Source organism: Aquabacterium sp. CECT 9606 (assembly GCF_918741295.1).
GTDB lineage: Bacteria > Pseudomonadota > Gammaproteobacteria > Burkholderiales > Burkholderiaceae_C > Aquabacterium.
Genome location: NZ_CAKKNB010000003.1, coordinates 420396 through 439433 on the forward strand (window position 1 = coordinate 420396; position 19038 = coordinate 439433).

The window sequence follows — 19038 nt, forward strand, 5'->3', positions numbered from 1 at the left end:
TGCCTACCATGCGACCAACTCAACCGGAGGTATTCATGCCCGACAACACGACCCTCAGCAAGGCCAGTGATTTCGCCCCCGAAGTGCTCAAGCTGTTTGACCAATACGTGCACGGCATCATCGACCGGCGCGGCTTCCTGGATGGCGCGGCGCGTCACGCCAAGGCAGGCGTCACTGCGCTCGGCTTGCTGGCCGCGCTCAGCCCTCGCTTTGCGCAGGCGCAAAAGGTGGCCCCCACCGATCCTCGCATCAAGGCCGAATGGGTTGAGCTGCCATCGCCCCAAGGCAACGGCAAGCTGCGCGGCTACCTGGTGCGCCCGGCCAATGCATCGCCAGGCAAACTGCCCACCGTGTTGGTGGTGCATGAAAACCGGGGCTTGAATCCGCACATTGAAGACATCGCCCGGCGCGTGGCGCTGGAGAACTTCATCGCTTTCGCGCCAGACGCCTTGTTCACGCTGGGCGGTTATCCTGGTGATGAAGACAAGGCGCGGGAGCTTTTCAGCAAGTTGGATCAAGGCAAGACCCGCGAGGACTTCGTGGTGGCGGCCAACTACCTGAAGGCCCTGCCGGCCGGCAATGGCAAGTTGGGCGTGGTGGGCTTTTGCTACGGTGGTGGTATTGCCAACTTCTTGGCGACGCGGCTACCCACACTGGATGCGGCCGTGCCTTTTTATGGCGGTGCGCCCACGCTGGATCGGGTGCCCGACATCAAAGCCGAGTTGCTGCTGCAGTTTGCCGGTGACGATGAACGCATCAACGCCGCCTGGCCTGCGTATGAGGCTGCACTGAAGGCTGCGAAGGTGCGCTATGAAGCGCATGTCTACAAGGGTACGCAGCATGGCTTCAACAACGACACCACGCCGCGCTATGACGAGGCGTCTGCCAAGCTGGCCTGGCAGCGCACCGTCGATTTCCTCAAGCGCACCTTGAAGGCCTGAAGCCTCAGCTGGCGTACTTCACAGAGCAGCCATAAGGCTGTGTGCTGGGGTGCGCCACCTTCTTGCCCGAGGCCAGGGCGGCCAGCGCGCTGCTCACGTAGTTGTCGGCCTTGGCGATGTCGGCCGGGTTGGTGGAAGGGATGCTGTCGATGCCGCCCTTGTAAACCAGCTTGCCTTCAGGATTGATGATGAACAGGTGGGGCGTGGTCTTGGCGCCATAGAGCTTGCCGATGGTGCCGTCGGCATCCAGCACGGTGCCCGCCGGCTTTGAATCACGGTAGCCATTGATCTTGATGGCCGTGGGTCCGTCCACCTGGCCCTGCTCACCGGGCGCGGATGAAATCACCTGCAACCACACCACGCCTTTGGCTGCAGCGTCTTTTTGCAGTTGGGGGATGTTGCCGCTTTCGTAATGCTTCTTCACGAACGGGCAATCGTGGTTCGTCCACTCCAGCACCACCGTCTTGCCTTTGTAATCACCAAGGCTGATGGTGCGACCATCGGCACCCTTGCCAGTGAATGCAGGGGCCGCCTGATCGATGGTGGCGACCGCCTGTGCGGCGAATGGCACCAGGGCCAAGGTCAGGCTGGCCAGGGCCAGTTTTGAAAAAATACGACGTGACATCATCAGCTCCTTCGTGGTTTAAGTTCAGGGAACGGCCGCTGCCTTGAGGGCAGCGAGAACGACTTCCGGGGTCAGCAATTGGGGCAGCACCACTGGCGCCGCCTCAACGCCCTTGGGATAGAAGGCATACAAGGGCACGCCACTGCGGCCGAATTGAGCCAGCATCTTGGTGATCTGCGGATCCCGGTTGGTCCAGTCGCCTTTGAGGTAGGTGATACCCGCGTCCTTGAAGGCGCTCGTGACCGAGGGTTCGCTCAAAGCCACGCGCTCATTGACCAGGCAGGTGATGCACCAGGCGGCGGTCAGATTGACAAACACCGGGTCGCCTTTGGTGCGAAGGTCTTGCAGGCGCTGGGCGGTGTAGGGCTCCCAGTGCTTGGCGGCATCGCCAGCCTGTTGGGCGGACGATGCCGTGCTGGCGGAGCTGGCGTTGATGCCGACGTAGCCACCCGTCACGGCCACCAGCAAGGCCAGGCTGGCGACGCCCATGCCGGCCAACCTGGGCAAGCCTTCCCCGTGCCGGAATGATTCGTAAAGCCACGCGGCAAAGGCGATGGCCACCATGCCGGCCAATGCGATGGCCACCGAGTTGATGCCTGCTTGCTGGGCCAACACCCAAACCAGCCAGGCGGCGGTGGCATACATGGGAAAGGCAAAACCTTGCTTGACCCGTTCCATCCACAGGCCTGGCCTTGGCAAGGCGCGTTGCAGCGCGGGCCAGGTGCTCAAGGCCAGGTAGGGCAAAGCCAAGCCCAGCCCCAAGCTCAGGAACACGGCCAGCAGCACGCCCGCCGGTTGGGCCAGGGCATAGCCCACCGCCCCACCCATGAATGGCGCCGTGCAAGGCGTGGCCACGATGGTGGCCAGCACACCCGTGAAGAAGGAGCCCGAATACCCTGAGCGCGCGGCCAGCGACGACCCCACGCCCGCCACCGAAGCACCAACTGAAAACACCCCCGACAAGCTCAGGCCCACTGCGAACATCAGGTAGGCCACGGCCAGCACGAACAGCGGAGACTGGAACTGGAAACCCCAGCCAACTTGAGCACCGCCGGCCTTCAGCAAAATGAGCAAGCCTGCCAGCAAGGCAAAACTGGCCAGGACACCGAGGGTGTAGACCAAGCCATGCAGGCGCCGTTGTGAGGGTGTTTGCTCGGCGTGGCTCAGCAAGGCGAGCGCCTTGATGGACAGCACTGGAAACACGCAGGGCATGAGGTTGAGGATCAAACCGCCCAGCAGCGCCAAACCCAGTGCAGCCGCCAGTCCGATGCTGACAGGTGTAGACGCGGGGGTGGCCACACCGCCCGTCTTCAAAGTGGCTTCCACGTTGAAGCCCTTGACCACCGCGCCATTGGCACCGCCCTCGGTCACGACGAGCACGCCGCTCAAGGTGCCACCTGGGGGCACGGGGTCTTCGCCAGGCTGCAAATCGAGCACCAGGGCTTCGCCTTCTTGGCGAAGAGCCTGCTCGGCGCTGTGGACCACTTGGCCCCACTTGGCTGGATAGAACCAGATGTCTTTGACTTTGGCCGAGTGCAACTCGGGACTGGTGATGGTCAGGGCCAGTTTCTCAGCCCGTTGTTCTACCTGAACGGGCCACGGGCTCTTCACCGGCAAACGGGCTTTCGCCTGATCGATCAAAGGGTTGCCCGAGCCAAGCGCCGTACCTTTCTCCAGGATGGGCAACACCAGATCCAACTGCACCTCTTGCGGTATGCAGATCTCCTGGCACACCAGCCAGTTGACCTTGGCCTGGATGGGAAAGGTGCCGCCGGCCTTGGCGTCGTCGGGCACGCTCACCGAGGACAACAGCGTGACCTCTTTCTCGTAGCCCAGGTTGGTGATGGGGCCGAGCTTGAAGCGGCTGGGCACGGGCCATTGGATGTCACCTGCCGAGGCGCCCGCTGGCAAGCTCCAGGCGATGGTGGTGGCAATGCCGGAGTCCCCCGGGTTGCGCCAGTAGGTGTGCCAATGCGGAATGATGCGTTGCTGCACGCCCAGCACAATCTGATCGCCGGGCCGAACGGCATTGGCCGAGGCCACCAACTGGGCTTGAACCTGTTCGGTGGCGGCCTGTGAAGAGAGTGCTTGCGCGGCTGGGCTGAAGCAGGCCAACCACGTCGACAAAAGGACTGTGGCCGGCAGAGGGTTTGAACGATGCATGAGGACCTCGGTAGGCAGGATTCGTTCCAGGCATAGCGGCCTTGCATGGGCCCTGGGTTGCTGCCTTTGCAGCACAGCCTAACCGCCATTGCTGCAACAGCAACAGCACCCTGTCAGAAAGCCAGCGCATTGGTGTGGGCACAGGCTGTCACACACCCATTTGCTGTCCCTTTTCCTGGCCCGGAACCTGCGAACGTCAGGCCGCAGTTCATCACCGTTCAAAAAAGTAGTCGTCCAATGTGGATCGTCAATATTGCGCTGCGTCGTCCCTACACTTTCATCGTGGCGGCCCTGCTGATCCTGCTTGCCTCACCGTTCGTTCTGCGCAAGGCGCCCATCGATGTCTTCCCTGAAATCGACATCCCCGTGGTGGGGATCTTGCTGTCGTACAACGGCCTGACGGCGGCTGAGATGGCCAATCGGATCACCACACCGATGGAGCGCAACCTCGCCAATGCGGTCAGCGACATGGAGCATGTGGAATCCCAGTCGATGGCGGGCCTGGCGGTCATCAAGGTCTTCTTCCAGCCGAACACCGACATGGCCACGGCCATCTCCCAGCTGGTGGCCAGCACCCAATCGTCATTGCGCTCGCTGCCACCGGGGGCCACACCCCCTACCATCGTCAAGTACTCGGCCTCGAACCTGCCGATCTTGCAGTTGGGTTTGAGCAGCCCATCATTGTCGGACCAGGAGCTCAACGACCAGGTCTTCAATGGCTTGAGGCCGAAGATCGTGACCATCCCCGGCGTGGCGGTCACCTTCCCTTATGGCGGCAAGAGCCGGCAAGTGTCGGTGGACCTGGACGGCCCGGCCCTGACCGCGCGGGGTCTCACGCCCGTGGACGTGGTCAATGCCTTGAGCCTGCAGAACCTGACCTTGCCCACGGGCACGGCCAAGATCGGTGCCTCTGAGCTGAATGTGGCCATGAACGGCTCGCCCGCGACCCTGGCTGCGCTGGGCGACATCCCCATCCGGACAGTCAACGGCAGCACGGTCTACATCCGCGACGTTGCCAATGTGCGCGACGGCTACCAGCCCCAGACCAACATCGTGCGCCGCGATGGCGAACGCGGCCTGCTGATGACCGTGCTGAAGAACGGCGGCGCCTCGACCCTGGACATCCTCAAGACGGTGGCGGAGGTGCTGCCCAAGGCGGCCTTGACCATGCCGCCCGACATCAAGATCACGCCACTGGCCGATCAATCGGTGTTCGTGCAGTCGGCCATCACAGGGGTGGTGCACGAGGCCATCATCGCGGCCACGCTCACGGCCGCGCTGATCCTGCTGTTCCTGGGCAATTGGCGCAGCACGGCCATCATCGCCATCTCCATCCCGCTGTCGATCCTCAGTTCGATCATCGCGATGCACCTGATCGGCCAGACGATCAACATCATGACGCTGGGCGGCCTGGCCTTGGCGGTCGGCATCCTGGTGGACGACGCCACGGTGACCATCGAGAACATCGAGCGGCACCTGCACATGGGCAAGAACCCGCACCAGGCCATTCTGGATGGCGCGGCCGAGATCGCGGTGCCGGCCTTGGTGTCCACCTTGTGCATCTGCATCGTGTTCGTGCCGATGTTCTTGCTGACCGGTGTGGCGCGCCACTTGTTCGTGCCGCTGGCCGAGGCCGTGGTGTTCGCCATGCTGGCGTCTTATGTACTGTCGCGCACCTTGGTGCCCACGCTGGCCATGTACCTGATGCGCCAGCAAGCCCGCAGTGGCACGGCCAAAGGCGAGCCCGGTCGCTTGCGCCGCATCCACCTGGCTTTTGACCAAGGCTTTGAGCGCTTCAGGGCTCAATACACACTGGTGCTGGCCGCCTTGTTGAACCGCAAGAAATCGTTTGCCTCGGGCTTCCTGCTCTTTTGCCTGGCCTCTGGCGGACTGTTTGCCCTGATTGGCCAGGACTTCTTCCCAGCGGTGGACGCCGGGCAGCTGCGCTTGCATGTTCGAGCGCCGGTGGGCACACGGCTGGAGGAAATGCCGCAATTGGCCGACCAGATTCAAGCCGCCATCCGCAAGGTGATCCCCAAGGACGAACTGGCCAACATCGTGGACATCGTGGGCGGGCCTTACACGCCCTACAACACGATCTACAACAACAACGGCACCTTTGACAGCAGCGACACCGAGATCATGATCTCGCTGAACAAAGGCCACGAGCCCAGCGCCAACTACATCCGCGCACTGCGGGCCGAGTTGCCGAGGCAGTTTCCAGGCGTCGAGTTCTACTTCCAGTCGGCCGACATGGTCAGCCAGACCTTGAACTTTGGGCTGCCCGCGCACATCGACATCCAGTTCAGCGGCAACAACGTGGACCAGAACCTGGTGCTGGCCAGCGAGTTGCTCAACGATATCCGCAAGGTGAGTGGCGCGGTGGATTCATACATCTACCAGCGCTTCAACAAGCACACCATCTCACTGGAGATGGACCGCTCACGTCTGCTGCAGACCAGCCTGGTGGCCCGTGACGTGGCGCAGAACGCCTTGATCTCGCTGAGCTCAAGCTTTCAGACCGCGCCCACCTACTGGCTCAATCCCACGAATGGCAACGTGTACAACGTGGCCGTTCAAATGCGGCAATCCGACATCGACAGCATGAGCGCCCTGCTCAGCATCCCGATCAATTCGTCGCCCACCGGCAACCAAGTCAAGGAGCCGCAACTGCTGGGCGACGTGGTGCAGGTGAAGGCCAGCAGCCAGCAGGGCATCGTCTCGCACTTCAACAATTCGAACGTGATCGACGTTTACGCGGCGGTTGACGGGCGAGACCTGGGCGGCACCTTTGCCGACATCGAGCCCTTGATTGAGAAGGTCAGGGCCAAGCTGCCACGGGGGTCGGATATCACGGTGCGTGGGCAAGTGCAAACCATGCGCGATTCGTTCACCGGTCTTGGCTTGGGTCTGGCCGTGGCCATCGTCTTGGTCTACCTGCTGATCGTCGTCAATTTCCAGTCATGGCTGGATGCACTGATCATCATCACCGCCCTGCCCGCCGCGCTGGCCGGCATCCTGTGGATGCTTTTCCTGACCGGCACATCGTTGTCGGTGCCAGCGCTGACCGGGGCGATCATGACCGTGGGGGTGGCCACGGCGAATAGCATCCTGGTGGTGTCATTTGCACGCCAGCGGCTCAGCGAAGGTGTACCCGCCACCATGGCAGCACTGGAGGCGGGCGGCACTCGATTGCGCCCGGTGCTGATGACGGCTTTGGCCATGATCATCGGCATGGTGCCCATGGCCATCGGCGTGGGTGAAGGCGGTGAGCAGAACGCCCCGCTGGGCCGGGCCGTGATCGGCGGCCTGATGCTGGCCACCGTGTCCACGCTGATTTTTGTTCCCCTGGTGTTTGCTGGACTGCACCGGCGCCATCTGGCGCCCGTCTCCAAAGCCAGCCTTCTCTCCAACGACTTGCAAGCGGCATGAGCATGACTTCTTCCACCCACATACCCGATGCCCCCCAGAAAAGCCAAAGCCTGCGGCGCGCCACCCGCATCGCCGTTGCGGCCGCATTGCTGCTGATCGGCGGCGCAGCCGTGCGGGTCTACACCACCAGCGTCCAGGCCAAGGCGCTGGATGAGACCACAACGAAAAACGCAGCCCGCAGCGTCTTGACTGTCAATGCCCGGCCCGGTGACAGCAAGCGGAACCTGGCCTTGCCGGGCACCCTTCGCGGACAGACCGAAGCGGCCATTTATGCGCGCACCACGGGCTACCTGCAGCGCTGGACCAAGGACATTGGCGACCATGTGCGCCAAGGTGAACTGCTGGCCGTGATTGACACGCCGGAGGCCGATCAGGAACTGGCTCAGGCTCACGCCACGCGCGAGCAGATCAAGGCCAGGCTGACACTGGCACAGTCATCGTTGACACGTTGGGAGGGCCTGCGGCAAAGAGACGCCGTGTCGCAGCAAGAGCTGGACGAACGCAGCGCCACGCACCTGCAGGCCAAGGCCGACCTGGCCGCGGCCGACGCGAACGTGAAGCGGCTGGAGCAGCTTCAATCGTTCCGCCGCATCACCGCCCCTTTTGACGGCGTGGTGGTGCGTCGCAATGTGGAGGTTGGCGCTTTGATCGGTGCTGGCAGCACCAGCAACAACCGCGAGCTTTTCTACCTGGCCCAGTCCGACACCTTGCGCGTGACAGTGGCCGTGCCGCAGATTTACGCCGACACCGTCAAGCCTGGCCAGGAAGTCACGGTCAGGTTGATCGAAAAACCCAGCCTGACGTTCAAGGGATCGGTGGCCCGCACGGCAGGTGCCATCGACTCGGCCACGCGCTCGATGCAGGTTGAGATCACCTTGCCCAACAAGGAGGGCAAGCTGATCCCGGGCTCCTACGTGGAGGTGAATCTGCCATTGCAAGTTGGATCGCGCACCTTGGTGTTGACCGTGAACGCCCTTCAGTTTCGCCAGGACGGGCCGCGCGTGGCCGTGGTCAATGGCGACCGCATCAGCTTGCGCAGCATCAAGCTGGGACGGGACCTGGGCCGGGTGGTCGAGGTCACTTCTGGATTGGGGCCCAAGGACGCTGTGGTCCTGAACCCGCACGATTCGGTGGAGGAAGGCGAGCGTGTGATTGCTAATGCAGCCCCACCAGAGAAAGCGCCCGTGCGCTGAAGGCATTCGCTAACCGCATAAGCAAGACTCCTCATCGTGTTGTTTTGTTTTGTACAGACAGTTGATATCCCAGCACCGAAGGTGTTTTCATAACGACAAAACAGCGTGCAAGGCCTTGAATTTAATGAAGAAAACGGCATAAACCGCTGGCACAGCTTGTGCGATAGAGGGGTAACGCAACAACTTACCTCTAGGAGCCAACGCGGTGCATTCTTTCAAAACAACAGTGCTGACCAGCGCCGTGCTGCTTGCCTTGTCGGGCGGTGTGGCACACGCTCAATCAGCATCCGACCTCAAGCGGGAGATCGAGGAACTCCGCAAGCAGGTTGAAGAGTTGAAGGCCTTGGTCAAGCCTGCCGCGCCTGCCGTTGCGGCTGCTGCCGATGACAACATCGACGAGGCCACGCGGGACTCGTTGACGCCCGCCACGCAAGCCGACATCAAGGGCGTGCGCGCCGACCTTGAGAACTACAAGTACGACCAGCAACGCAGCCGCGAGACAAAGACCGCCTTGACCAACCGCGGCACCACCATCACCGGCACCTTGACCGCCCGCGTTTCACAGCAGCAGCCTTCCGTGGCGCCAGTGGGCACCACGCCCAGCAACCCGACCAGCGCCACTGACACCAAGCGCTCATGGGGCTTTGATTCACCGGGTGCCACCCTCGCATTTGCCGGCAGCCTGTTCAAGGACTACACCGAGGGCAAGAACCTGACCTACGCGTTCAGTGCGAATGCCGTTTCTGGCGCCTTGAACGTGCTCAACGCCAATCTGGCTTATAGCTTCTTCTCGACCAACTCTGGGCAAGAAGAGCCCAAGCTGACGCTGACGCTGGGCCAGCAGCAATTGCCTTTCGGCCTGGAAGCCCAGACCACCGAAGAAATCCGGCCGGTCATCACTTCTGCCCAGTTCCTGTCACGCGGTGCGTCCGCCACCCAAACGCCTTACAACGGCGGCGCCGGCTTTACCAACCTGAATGCGCGTCAAACGGGCCTGATCCTGCGGGGCGATGCCTTCGTCAATGTGGACTACACCTCGAACTACCGCTCCTCGCTGATCGAATACGCGCTGGGCGTGGTCAACGGCACGGGCGTGAATGCTGGCGACAACAACACCGCCAAGGACTGGATCGGCCGAGTGGCCTTCACGGTGCCCGCCGACTACAACAGCTGGCTTCGGGAGTTGAAGCTGGGCTTGTCGTACTACACCGGCAAGGCCAACATCGCCAACACGCCCGCCATCGGGGCCGTCGTTTTGAAAAACGGCGACCTGTCGCGCACCGGCTTTGACATCAACTACACGCGCTTCCCTTACTCGGTGGCCTACGAGTACGCCGAAGGTCGTGACGAGGTGGTCCGCAACCCCGCCACCGCCACCCGCGCCAGCTTCGCCACGGACGTCAAAAAGGCACGCGGCCAGTACGTGACTTTCGCCTACACCTGGGGCGAACAGTTCTTGAACAGCTCCAAGCAACTGGGCAAGTTCGACGACTACTGGCCCCAGTCTTACCAGGCCTTTGTGCGCTTTGACACCTTCGATTCAGACACCGCGAACAACGCGTCGGTGCGCACCACCAGCCTGGGCGACAAAAGCAAGATCACCACGCTGGGCTTGAACGCCTTCTTCGCCGAAACCACCAAGTTCCAACTGAACTACCTGATCGCCTCCAACGACCAGCCGGTCTCGGGCTACACCTTGCAGCGACCCCGCAAGACCCGCGGCCTGGTCGCGCAGTTCCAGTACGGCTTCTGACTACCCCAAGGACAAAACATGAATCGTCGAATTTTTGCCGCAGCGCTTGGCGCACTCACCCTCTTCAGCGCCACTGTGACGGTTGTTCATGCCGAAGACAAACCCAAGATCATCCGCATTGGCTTCCCCCAAGCTGGCACCGGCGGCCGCCCCTTGCCTTCAGGCAGCTACCCAGCCACGGCAGAACTGCAAGGCGTGATCGAGGAGGAGTTCAAGGCCGATGGCATCAAGATCGTCTGGAACCACTACGTGGGCGCTGGCCCCGCCTTGAACGAGGCGTATGCCAACGGCCTGATCGACTTCGCTTTTGGCCATGGCGACCTGCCCCTGATCGTGGGCTGGTCCACCGGGCTCAAGCGCAAGGTCATCATGTCCTCCAGCCGCTTTGGCAACAGCTACTTCGTGGTGCCTGCCTCGTCAAGCGCCAAGAGCCTGGCCGACCTCAAGGGCAAGAAGCTGGCCACCTTCAAGGGCACGGCTGGCCAGCTGACCCTGTACCGCTGGCTTGAGAAGTTCGGCTTTGGCGACAAGGATTTCCGGGTCATCAGCCTGAACAACGATGACACCAAAGCGGCCCTGGCCACCGGCGACATCGACGGCACCGTGGTGACGCCCTTCGACCTCGAAGCACGTGGCGTGGCCAAGCACATCCATGAGATCAACGACGATCCAGACCTGAGCAGCCCAGGCTCGGTGTGGGTGGGCGACGAGTTCGAGAAGAAGTACCCGCAGATCGTTCAGCGCGTGGTGAACCGCCTTCTGAAGAGCGCGGTCTGGAGTTCGACCGAAGCCAACCGCGAGAAGCTCTTCCAGTACTGGGCACAAGCAGGCAGCACGCCCTACATTGACTACAAGAAGAGCTGGAGCAATGTCACGGACCTGCGCACCCGCGTGAACCCCTTGCTGGACGAGTACTACGTGGCCAGCTTGACGCGCTCGATCTCAGAGGCGAAGAAGTTCAAGCTCATCCGCCGGGACGTGAACATCAACGACTGGCTTGAGCCCAAGTACCTCAACCAGGCGCTGAAGGAGCAAGGCCTGGAAGACTATTGGCCCCAGTACGACGCGAGCGGCAAAGTCAAAGTGACGGCCCGCAAGTTGGCCAGCAAGTGAACCGGAGTTGAATGATGAGTGCTTCAACCGACGACCCGCATGTGTTCCCCGTGGTGCCCTCGACCTGGTCTACCAGCATCTTCTCGGTGGTGACACAAGTGGTTCAGCGCTTGGGCATCATCGCCGCCGGGTTGATGCTGCCAGCGCTGATCTTCTGGCTCTGGTCGGTGGCCACAGAACGCCGGTGGCTACCCGAGCAGATCCTGCCAGAGCCCGCGCTGGTGTGGCAGTCCTTCAAGGAGCTCTGGGAGACCGGCGAGCTGCAAGGCCACGTGGCCATCAGCGCTTCGCGCGTGGGTTGGAGCTTGCTCATCGGCGGCTCGGCCGGCCTGGCCTTGGGTTTTGCCATGGGCCTGTCGAAAACCGTGCGGGCGTATGTCTTCCCCACTTTCGATGTCGTCTCGCAGTTCCCGGTGCTGGGCTGGATTCCTTTGCTCATCATCTTCGCGGGCATTGACGAGCCTTTGAAGATCTCGGCAATTTCGATCTCGGTCGTCATCCCGGTGGCCATCAACACCCTGAAGGGCATCGAGAACATTCCCCGTTCATTGTTCGAAGTGTCGCGGGTCTACAAGTTCACCTTGTGGCAAGTCATCCAGCGTGTGGTGTTGCCTTGTGCCGCCCCCAGCTTGTTCAATGGCCTGCGCCAAGGTGTCATGCAGGCCTGGCTGTCGTTGGTCTTCGTGGAGCTGCTGGTGTCCAGCGAGGGCATTGGCTACCTGATGGTGTGGGGGCGCCAGTTGGCCCAGATCGACCTGTGCATCGTGGCCATGCTGGTGATCGGCGCGGTGGGCATGGCGCTTGAGCTGGTGCTGCGCTGGATCGAAACCCGCCTGCAAGGCTGGCGCCGCGCGGCCTTCTGAACCAAGACTGGAGATTCCAACATGAGCAATGCAATCACCAAGCGTGACTGGCGCGGTCTGGTCTTGCCCGTGGGCTTACTGGCCGTGTGGTGGTTGATCACGGCGCAAGGCTGGGTCAACACCAAGCTCATCGTGCCGCCGGCAGGTGTGTTCCAAACGGCCATCACCACGCTGAGCGGCGTCGAATTCTATGAAGGCGTGGCGCTGAGCCTGGGGCGCGACCTGTCCGGCTTCTTCCTGGGCGCGTTGGGCGGGGTGGCCTTGGGCACCTTGCTGGCGGTATCACGCTGGGCTGACCGCCTGATCGGCCCCACCTTCCACACGGTGCGACAGATCTCGCTGTTTGCCTGGCTGCCCATGCTGACCAGCTGGCTGGGTTATGGTGACATGTCCAAGGTGGTGTTCATCGCCTTGTCGGCCTTCTACCCGGTGGCGCTGGGCACCTTTGAAGGCGTGCGCGGCGTGACGCAAGGGCATGCGGAAGTGGCCAAGGTGTATGGCTTCACCCGCACGCAGGTGCTGTTCAAGCTGATCCTGCCTGCGGCTTCGCCGCAAATCCTGACCGGCCTGAACCTCGGCCTGGTCTATGCGTGGCTGGCCACCATCGGCTCGGAGTTCCTGCTGGCCAATTGGGGCAATGGCCTGGGCAACATCGTCTTCAAGGGCCGGGCCGCCTTCAATGTCGAACTGATCATCGTCGGCATGCTGGCCATCGGCTTGGTCGGCACCGTCTTCAACCGGCTGGCTATGCGCCTTGAACAGTACTCGCTGCGCTGGCGCGGCCCACAGGCCTGATTCAAACCAATCGTTCAAGTCAAGAAATAGGAGCCCACCATGGCACATGCAGGCACGCTGGAAATCCGCGACCTCAACAAGCAATACGAAGTGAAGGGCAAGCCCCTGAAGGTTCTGGAAGACATCACGCTGTCGGTCAAGCCGGGCGAGTTCGTCAGCATCGTGGGCTCCAGCGGCTGTGGCAAGTCCACCCTGCTGCGCCTGCTGATCGGCCTGGAGGGCGACTACAAAGGCGAGATCAGGCTGGACGGCCACAAGATCGTGGGCACCAGCCTGGACCGGGGCATCGTGTTCCAGGAGCACCGCCTGTTTCCCTGGCTGACCGTGGCGCAGAACGTGGGCCTGGGCTTGCTCAATGCGCCTGGCGGCCAGGCGGCCAAAGACAAGAGCATTCAGGAGCACATCTCGCTGGTGGGGCTCAAGGGGTTTGAAAAAGCCTACCCCTATCAGTTGTCGGGTGGCATGTCGCAGCGCGTGGCCATTGCACGCGCGCTGGTCAACCGCCCTGAGGTCCTGCTGCTGGACGAGCCATTTGGTGCGCTCGACGCACTGACGCGCGCGCACCTGCAGCAAGAGCTGCAACGCATCTGGCAAGCCGAAGGCATCACCGCCATCCTCGTGACCCACGATGTCGAGGAAGCTGTTTACCTGGGTGACCGCGTGGTCGTGATGCAGCCCCGGCCCGGCCGGATCAAGCGCATCGTCGATGTGGACCTGGCCCGCCCTCGCGATCGTGGCAGCTACGCCTTCAGCGCGATCAAGAACGACGTGCTGAGCGAGTTCGGCGAAGCACCTCGCGAAGAGGCGCCGGATTCAAGGCCGTGGGTGGATCCTCAAAGCGAGTGGCGCTACGCATGGTGATGCAGGTGACCTGGCCACTCAGGCCAGGTCGGGCATCTCGGTCGGCTCATGGGCCGGGATCGGCTCGTCATCCTGAACACCGAGCAGGCCATGGCGTTTGAGGTGCGTGCGCAACATGTTGCGCGTGATGCCCAATACCCGCGCGGTGCGAACCTGGTTCTGGTGGCAAAAATCGTAGGCCGCATGGATCAAGGCCGATTCGGTCTTGTCGAACAGATCGGTCTGCCCGCTGGCCAGCAGCTCTCGCCAGGCACTGACCAATGAATCCATTGGCGTTGACTTGACGGTGCCTTGGTGATCAGGCGCGGTGCCTGCATCAATCGACGGCTCGCCAGCGGTGGCTTCTGAAAGAGCCGTGGGCGCTGTTGGCGCCACCGGTTGAACAGGGGATGAACTGCTGCGGGACAGCGGCACCAGCTTGAGGTCTTCGACTTCGATGACTTCATCGCGGCAGACGATGAGCGCGAAGTGAATGACGTTTTCAAGCTCGCGGATGTTGCCTGGCCACGAGTAGCTCAACAAGGCCGCTTGAGACGCCGGGCTCAACTGCACTTGCTCCATGCCCAGCCGGCTTTGGTAACCCAAGATGAAGTGGCGGGCCAGTGGCAGGATGTCGGCGGGACGCTCGCGCAGCGGTGGCAGGCGCACGCCCGCCACGCTCAAACGGTAGTACAGGTCGGCGCGAAAGTGCTGCGCCTCCACAGCGCGGGCCAGGTCGATGTTGGTGGCGGCCACGAGCCGAACATCGAGCGCAATGCCACGCCTGGAGCCCAGCCTCACCACCTGCCGTTCCTGCAAAACCCGCAGCAGCTTCACTTGCAAGGCCAAGGGCAAATCCCCGATTTCGTCCAGGAACAAGGTGCCGCCATTGGCCGCTTCGAACCAGCCTGCACGGGCTTGCGACGCGCCGGTGAAGGCACCAGATTCATGACCGAACAACTCGGCGTCGATCAGGGTCTCGCTGAAGGCGCCGCAATTCACTGCCACGAAGGGCCCCCTGCGGCCACTGGTGGTATGGATGTGGCGGGCAATCAGTTCCTTGCCTGTCCCGGTTTCGCCGATGACCAGCACCGTGGCATCACTGCGGGCAATGCGCTCGACATGGCTGAGCAATGCCAGGGAACCTGGGTCGTGAAACACGAGTGCCTTGGCCCGGATGGACAAGGGAGCGGCGTGCGAATCAGGCAAGGTGAGAACTTTTTCCACGGGGGCATCAAATGTCAGTGAGAGGCCGACACCGTAAATCCTCCAAGCCCAACCGTGAACTTCTATTTTTGACAGCGCTTATGAACGCATCACATATGGACTCACCAACCAGCATTGGCGTTGGTGGGCGCCACCGGTAGCGGCGCGGGCTTCTTGAAAGGCTGGCCACTGGCCACATACACGGCCGCCAGTGCGATGACCAGGGACAGCATCAAAGCCACCGGCCCGCCCTTGCTGGCCGATTGGCCCGCGGGCACGTCTTTCCACCCGGTCACCATGGGCTTGACCAGATTGTCTTTTTTAAACCGCACGTAAAAGAAGATGGCCACGATGTGCAGCGCCAGCAGTATCAGCAGCCCATTGGCCAACTGGCGGTGCAAGCCGGTCAACCTGGCCGCCAGGGTTTCATCGATCAGCACATTGAGCGGCCCGGTGAAGGCGATATCGTCGTTGGTGAACAGGCCGGTGGAGGCCTGCACGGCCAACAGGCCCAGCAAGGCCAGCACCGAGAACGCGCCCAATGGGTTGTGCCCCACGCCTTGCCACCGGCCTTTCAGGTAAGCCACGATCTTTGAGGGCGTGGGCACAAAGCTCAGGAAGCGCGCGTGGGTGGACCCCACGAAGCCCCAGACGATCCGGAAGGTGACCAGGCCCACGATGGTCAAGCCCGCCTTGCCATGAATTTCCATCCAGGCGCCACCCAGCTTGCCGGTGATGACGGCCACGCAGACCGCCGCCACCAAGGACCAATGGAAGATCCGCGTGGGCAGATCCCAAAGGCGGATGCGCGTCAATACCGGGCCTGTCTCAAAACCGACCTGGGCTTCATCGTTGTGGGCAACTTCAATGGCTTCTTGGAAATTCATGGCTTGGCCTCGTCTTGCTTGAACGTCCAGCGGATCAGGGTGCCGATGCGGCAGCGGCCACCTTGGGCGGCGGCGTGATCCGCGCCACCGTGCCACCCTGCTCTTCGTAATCCAGACTGCCGGTGGCACCCGCCACCTTGAAGCCCTTGGTGCTCAGGATGTCGCCCACGGCGCCAGCACGATGGGCCCGGTTGGACACCAGGATGATCTGGCGGTCCTTGGGGATGAAGCCCAGGTTGCTTTCAACATCTTTGACCTGCACGCTCAGGAACACCGGAAAGCTGCCCTTGCTGATGAGTTCATCGGGACGGCGCACATCAATGACCACCACCTTCTTGGGCTGAGCCAGCAAGGCATCGACCTGGGCGCGGTTCAGCTGCTTGGTCTTGTAGGTCCATGGCGGCGCGACATAGGCGCCGGCCGGTGCGACGGGTGCGGTTTGCTGGGCCAGCGCGACAGAAGAAGCAGCCGCCAGTGCAAATGCCAGGATATTCGTTGAAAACCTCATGAGCTCATTACCTTTTGATTGATTTTGGGTGATTGGTTATTCGAATATTGCAGCAATCGTGCCAATTATGGATGCCACGACGGCTTCATGCCGAGGATAACAATCGGTTGATTTATCACCATCTTGTGATGAATATCGAACAAACCTTGCCTAAGGCGCAACAGTGTTCAAAAGCAAACAATGCCTGTGCTGCAGAGGCAAACGCGGGGGTGCTGAGAAATGATCAAGTGGAATTCAAATATGCATATTAATCAATTTAATAAGCATGCAAATCAATGACTTAGGCCATTTAGCAAGGCTTTCAAGTCCAATTTAAATACTGGCGCGGTAGTTGCTAACGGATGGCTTACTTTTAAAAATTCTTTGTTTCCTGGAGCCAAGTCAGTGAAGAAGACTTTATACCTCGCCATATTGCTGGGCGTTTCAGCCCTTGCAGCCAACGCGGCCGACGATGACAAATCAAAACCTGCGAAAGCGTGGTCGGCCTACCAGCCGGTGAAAGATCCCGCCATCCCTGCGGTCAAGCAAAAGGCCTGGGTTCGCAACCCCATCGATGCCTTCGTGCTGGCGCCCATCGAGGCCAAAGGGCTGAAGCCCTCGCCCGAGGCTGATCGTGCCACCTTCATCCGCCGCGCCACGCTGGATGCCTGGGGCCTGCTGCCCACTCCGGAAGAGATCAAGGCCTTTGTCAACGACAAGTCCTCCAATGCCCACGAGAAGCTGGTTGACCGTCTGTTGGCCTCTCACCATTTTGGCGAGCGCCAGGCGCGCCGCTGGCTGGACTTGGCGCGCTACGCCGACAGCTCTGGCTTCCAGAACGACAACACACGCCCCAACAATTGGCGCTACCGCGACTACGTCATCAACGCCTTCAACAGCGACAAGCCCTTCAACCGCTTCATCCAGGAGCAGGTCGCGGGTGATGAGTTGTGGCCCGACAACCAGGAGGCGCGCATCGCCACCGGCTACCTGGCCGGCTACCCCGACAACGCCAACTCGCGCGACCTGGTGCAGCGCAAGTACCAGATCGAAACCGACATGACCGACCTGGTGGGCGAGACCTTCCTGTCGGCCACCATCGGCTGCGCACGCTGCCACAACCACAAGCAGGACCGCGTCAGCCAGAAGGAATACTTCCAGCTGCAGGCTTTCTTCGCCAACACGGCCTTCAACGAGAAGACACCATTGGCCAAGGGCACGGAGACCGAGTTCGACAAGGAATACCAGCGCCAGCAGGCCATCTACCAAGACGCCACCAAGGACATCCGCGCCAAGCAGAAAGCCATACTGGACACGGTGCGTGAAGCCGGCCGCCAGTACTACAACGAGCGTTATCTCACCGACAGCCGCGATGCCATCTTCAAGCCCGAAGCCGAGTGGACAGCGCTGGACAAGTGGGTGAACTGGCGCAAGCAAGCCGTCGCCTCCGACAACGAAATCGTCAGCTACCTCAAGAACACGGCCGAGGAGAAAGAACGCGCCGACCACAACCCCGACAACGTCGAAAAGTGGAAGCAGTACCAGGCCTTAACCGAACAGCTCAAGCAGTTCGACAAGCTCAAGCCTGCCAAGGGCTCGGCACAGTTGACCGCTGCGTTCGAGCTGACAAACACGGACGTGCCGCCCACCCATGTGCGATTCGGTGGCATCCACGAACGCCCGCTTGAGGCTGTCGAGCCTGGCATCCCCGCGCTGTGGGGTGGCAAGGACGCCAAGCTGACCATCACGCCGACCGACAAATCATCCGGCCGCCGCACGGCCTTGGCCAAATGGCTGAGCAGTGACAGCAACCCACTGACAGCCCGCGTGTACGCCAACCGCGTCTGGTCGCAGTATTTTGACAAGGGCATCATCAGCACCGTGGCGGACTTCGGCCGTGCCGGCCAAAAGCCCACCAACCCCGAGTTGCTGGACCACCTGGCCAGCGATTTTGTGGCCGATGGCTGGAGCGTCAAGAAGCTGCACCGCGAGATCATGTTGTCGTCAACGTACCGCCAGGCTTCGAACGAACGCGCGGATGTGTTGAAGGTGGACCCAGAGAACAAGCTGCTGGCCGTCTATCCGCGCAAGCGCATGGAAGCCGAGGTGATCCGCGACTCGCTGCTGTATGCATCGGGCCTGTTGGTCGACAAGGTGGGGGGCCCTTCGGTGTTCCCGCCGATCCTCCACAGTGGCGATGGGGTGGGCAAATCCCGCGACTTTGCCGGCAACCGTGCCTGGGCCGTGTCGGAGAACAAGGAAGACTGGTACCGCCGCAGCATCTACGTGTTCACGCGCCGCAGCTTCCCCTATCCGATCACGCAGAACTTCGACCCCGCGAACCCGAACAACCCGCACCACAAGCGTGACGTGACCACCACGCCGCTGCAGGCGCTGACCTTGTTCAACAGCGAGATCGTCTTCGATTGGAGCCAGGCCCTGGCCGGCCGGGTGATCAACGAGGCGGGCCAGAACGAAGACGCCCAGCTGAACCGCGTCTACCAGATCCTGTTCGCCCGCCTGCCCAACCCCACGGAACGCACTGTGCTGAAGACCTTCCTGGCCGAGCAGCAGATCGCGATCCGCAACAAGGCGGCGAGCGGCAAGTTCGAGGTGGCGGTGCCTGCCGGCATCAAGGACACCAAGGGCTTTGACCCGGTGCGCTCAGCGGCTTTCGTCGACCTGGTGCACGCCGTGGCGAACTCCAACGACTTCGCTTACCGCTTCTAAAAACAACCAT

14 protein-coding genes are annotated in these 19038 nt (G+C 61.8%); 9 read left to right on the forward strand and 5 right to left on the reverse strand.

The genetic code is table 11. The annotated features are described in order from the left end of the window. Positions 1-35: 35 nt before the first annotated feature. A complete protein-coding gene (locus LQ232_RS14630) occupies positions 36-941 on the forward strand; it encodes a dienelactone hydrolase family protein (RefSeq protein ID WP_230181081.1) in 906 nt (301 codons plus the stop codon). Between the two features lie 4 nt (positions 942-945). Here LQ232_RS14630 and LQ232_RS14635 read toward each other — a convergent pair whose 3' ends face one another. Further along, complete coding sequence (locus LQ232_RS14635) at positions 946-1566, reverse strand: redoxin domain-containing protein (protein WP_230181082.1); 621 nt, start codon at positions 1564-1566, stop codon at positions 946-948. Between the two features lie 24 nt (positions 1567-1590). Further along, positions 1591-3729, reverse strand: coding sequence for a protein-disulfide reductase DsbD (locus tag LQ232_RS14640; RefSeq protein WP_230181083.1), 2139 nt, complete (start codon positions 3727-3729; stop codon positions 1591-1593). A 237-nt stretch (positions 3730-3966) separates the two neighbouring features. Here LQ232_RS14640 and LQ232_RS14645 point away from each other — a divergent pair, with 237 nt between their 5' ends. The 7 genes from LQ232_RS14645 to LQ232_RS14675 all read left to right on the forward strand — a co-directional run bounded on the left by LQ232_RS14645 (position 3967) and on the right by LQ232_RS14675 (position 13739). Continuing rightward, positions 3967-7161, forward strand: coding sequence for an efflux RND transporter permease subunit (locus LQ232_RS14645; protein ID WP_230181084.1), 3195 nt, complete (start codon positions 3967-3969; stop codon positions 7159-7161). Continuing rightward, on the forward strand, positions 7158-8354 hold the full coding sequence (locus LQ232_RS14650; RefSeq protein ID WP_230181085.1) for an efflux RND transporter periplasmic adaptor subunit: 1197 nt from the start codon (positions 7158-7160) through the stop codon (positions 8352-8354). The genes LQ232_RS14645 and LQ232_RS14650 overlap by 4 nt, the downstream gene beginning before the upstream one ends. Before the next feature lie 205 nt (positions 8355-8559). Beyond that, the gene (locus LQ232_RS14655) at positions 8560-10107 is read left to right on the forward strand and encodes a hypothetical protein (protein ID WP_230181086.1); all 1548 of its coding nucleotides are present in this window, start codon (positions 8560-8562) and stop codon (positions 10105-10107) included. A gap of 18 nt (positions 10108-10125) precedes the next feature. Continuing rightward, a complete protein-coding gene (locus tag LQ232_RS14660) occupies positions 10126-11220 on the forward strand; it encodes an ABC transporter substrate-binding protein (protein WP_230181087.1) in 1095 nt (364 codons plus the stop codon). Positions 11221-11234: 14 nt separating this feature from the next. Continuing rightward, positions 11235-12083: an ABC transporter permease gene (locus LQ232_RS14665; protein ID WP_230181088.1), complete on the forward strand. Its 849-nt coding sequence runs from the start codon at positions 11235-11237 to the stop codon at positions 12081-12083. Between the two features lie 21 nt (positions 12084-12104). Then, complete coding sequence (locus LQ232_RS14670) at positions 12105-12878, forward strand: ABC transporter permease (protein WP_230181089.1); 774 nt, start codon at positions 12105-12107, stop codon at positions 12876-12878. Between the two features lie 39 nt (positions 12879-12917). Then, positions 12918-13739: an ABC transporter ATP-binding protein gene (locus LQ232_RS14675; RefSeq protein ID WP_230181090.1), complete on the forward strand. Its 822-nt coding sequence runs from the start codon at positions 12918-12920 to the stop codon at positions 13737-13739. Positions 13740-13757: 18 nt separating this feature from the next. Here LQ232_RS14675 and LQ232_RS14680 read toward each other — a convergent pair whose 3' ends face one another. From LQ232_RS14680 to LQ232_RS14690, 3 genes are all read right to left on the reverse strand, one after another. Then, entirely contained in the window at positions 13758-14945 is a 1188-nt protein-coding gene (locus tag LQ232_RS14680) for a sigma-54-dependent Fis family transcriptional regulator (protein WP_230181091.1), read from the reverse strand. Positions 14946-15046: 101 nt separating this feature from the next. Beyond that, positions 15047-15811 carry a cytochrome b/b6 domain-containing protein gene (locus tag LQ232_RS14685; RefSeq protein WP_230181092.1) on the reverse strand — a complete coding sequence of 255 codons (765 nt, stop codon included), beginning with the start codon at positions 15809-15811 and terminating at the stop codon, positions 15047-15049. 34 nt (positions 15812-15845) lie between these two features. Then, positions 15846-16319: a rhodanese-like domain-containing protein gene (locus LQ232_RS14690; protein ID WP_230181093.1), complete on the reverse strand. Its 474-nt coding sequence runs from the start codon at positions 16317-16319 to the stop codon at positions 15846-15848. 384 nt (positions 16320-16703) lie between these two features. On the opposite strand from LQ232_RS14690, the gene LQ232_RS14695 reads away from it, so the two are divergent. Beyond that, on the forward strand, positions 16704-19028 hold the full coding sequence (locus LQ232_RS14695; protein WP_230181094.1) for a DUF1549 and DUF1553 domain-containing protein: 2325 nt from the start codon (positions 16704-16706) through the stop codon (positions 19026-19028). The last annotated feature ends 10 nt before the right edge of the window (positions 19029-19038 follow it).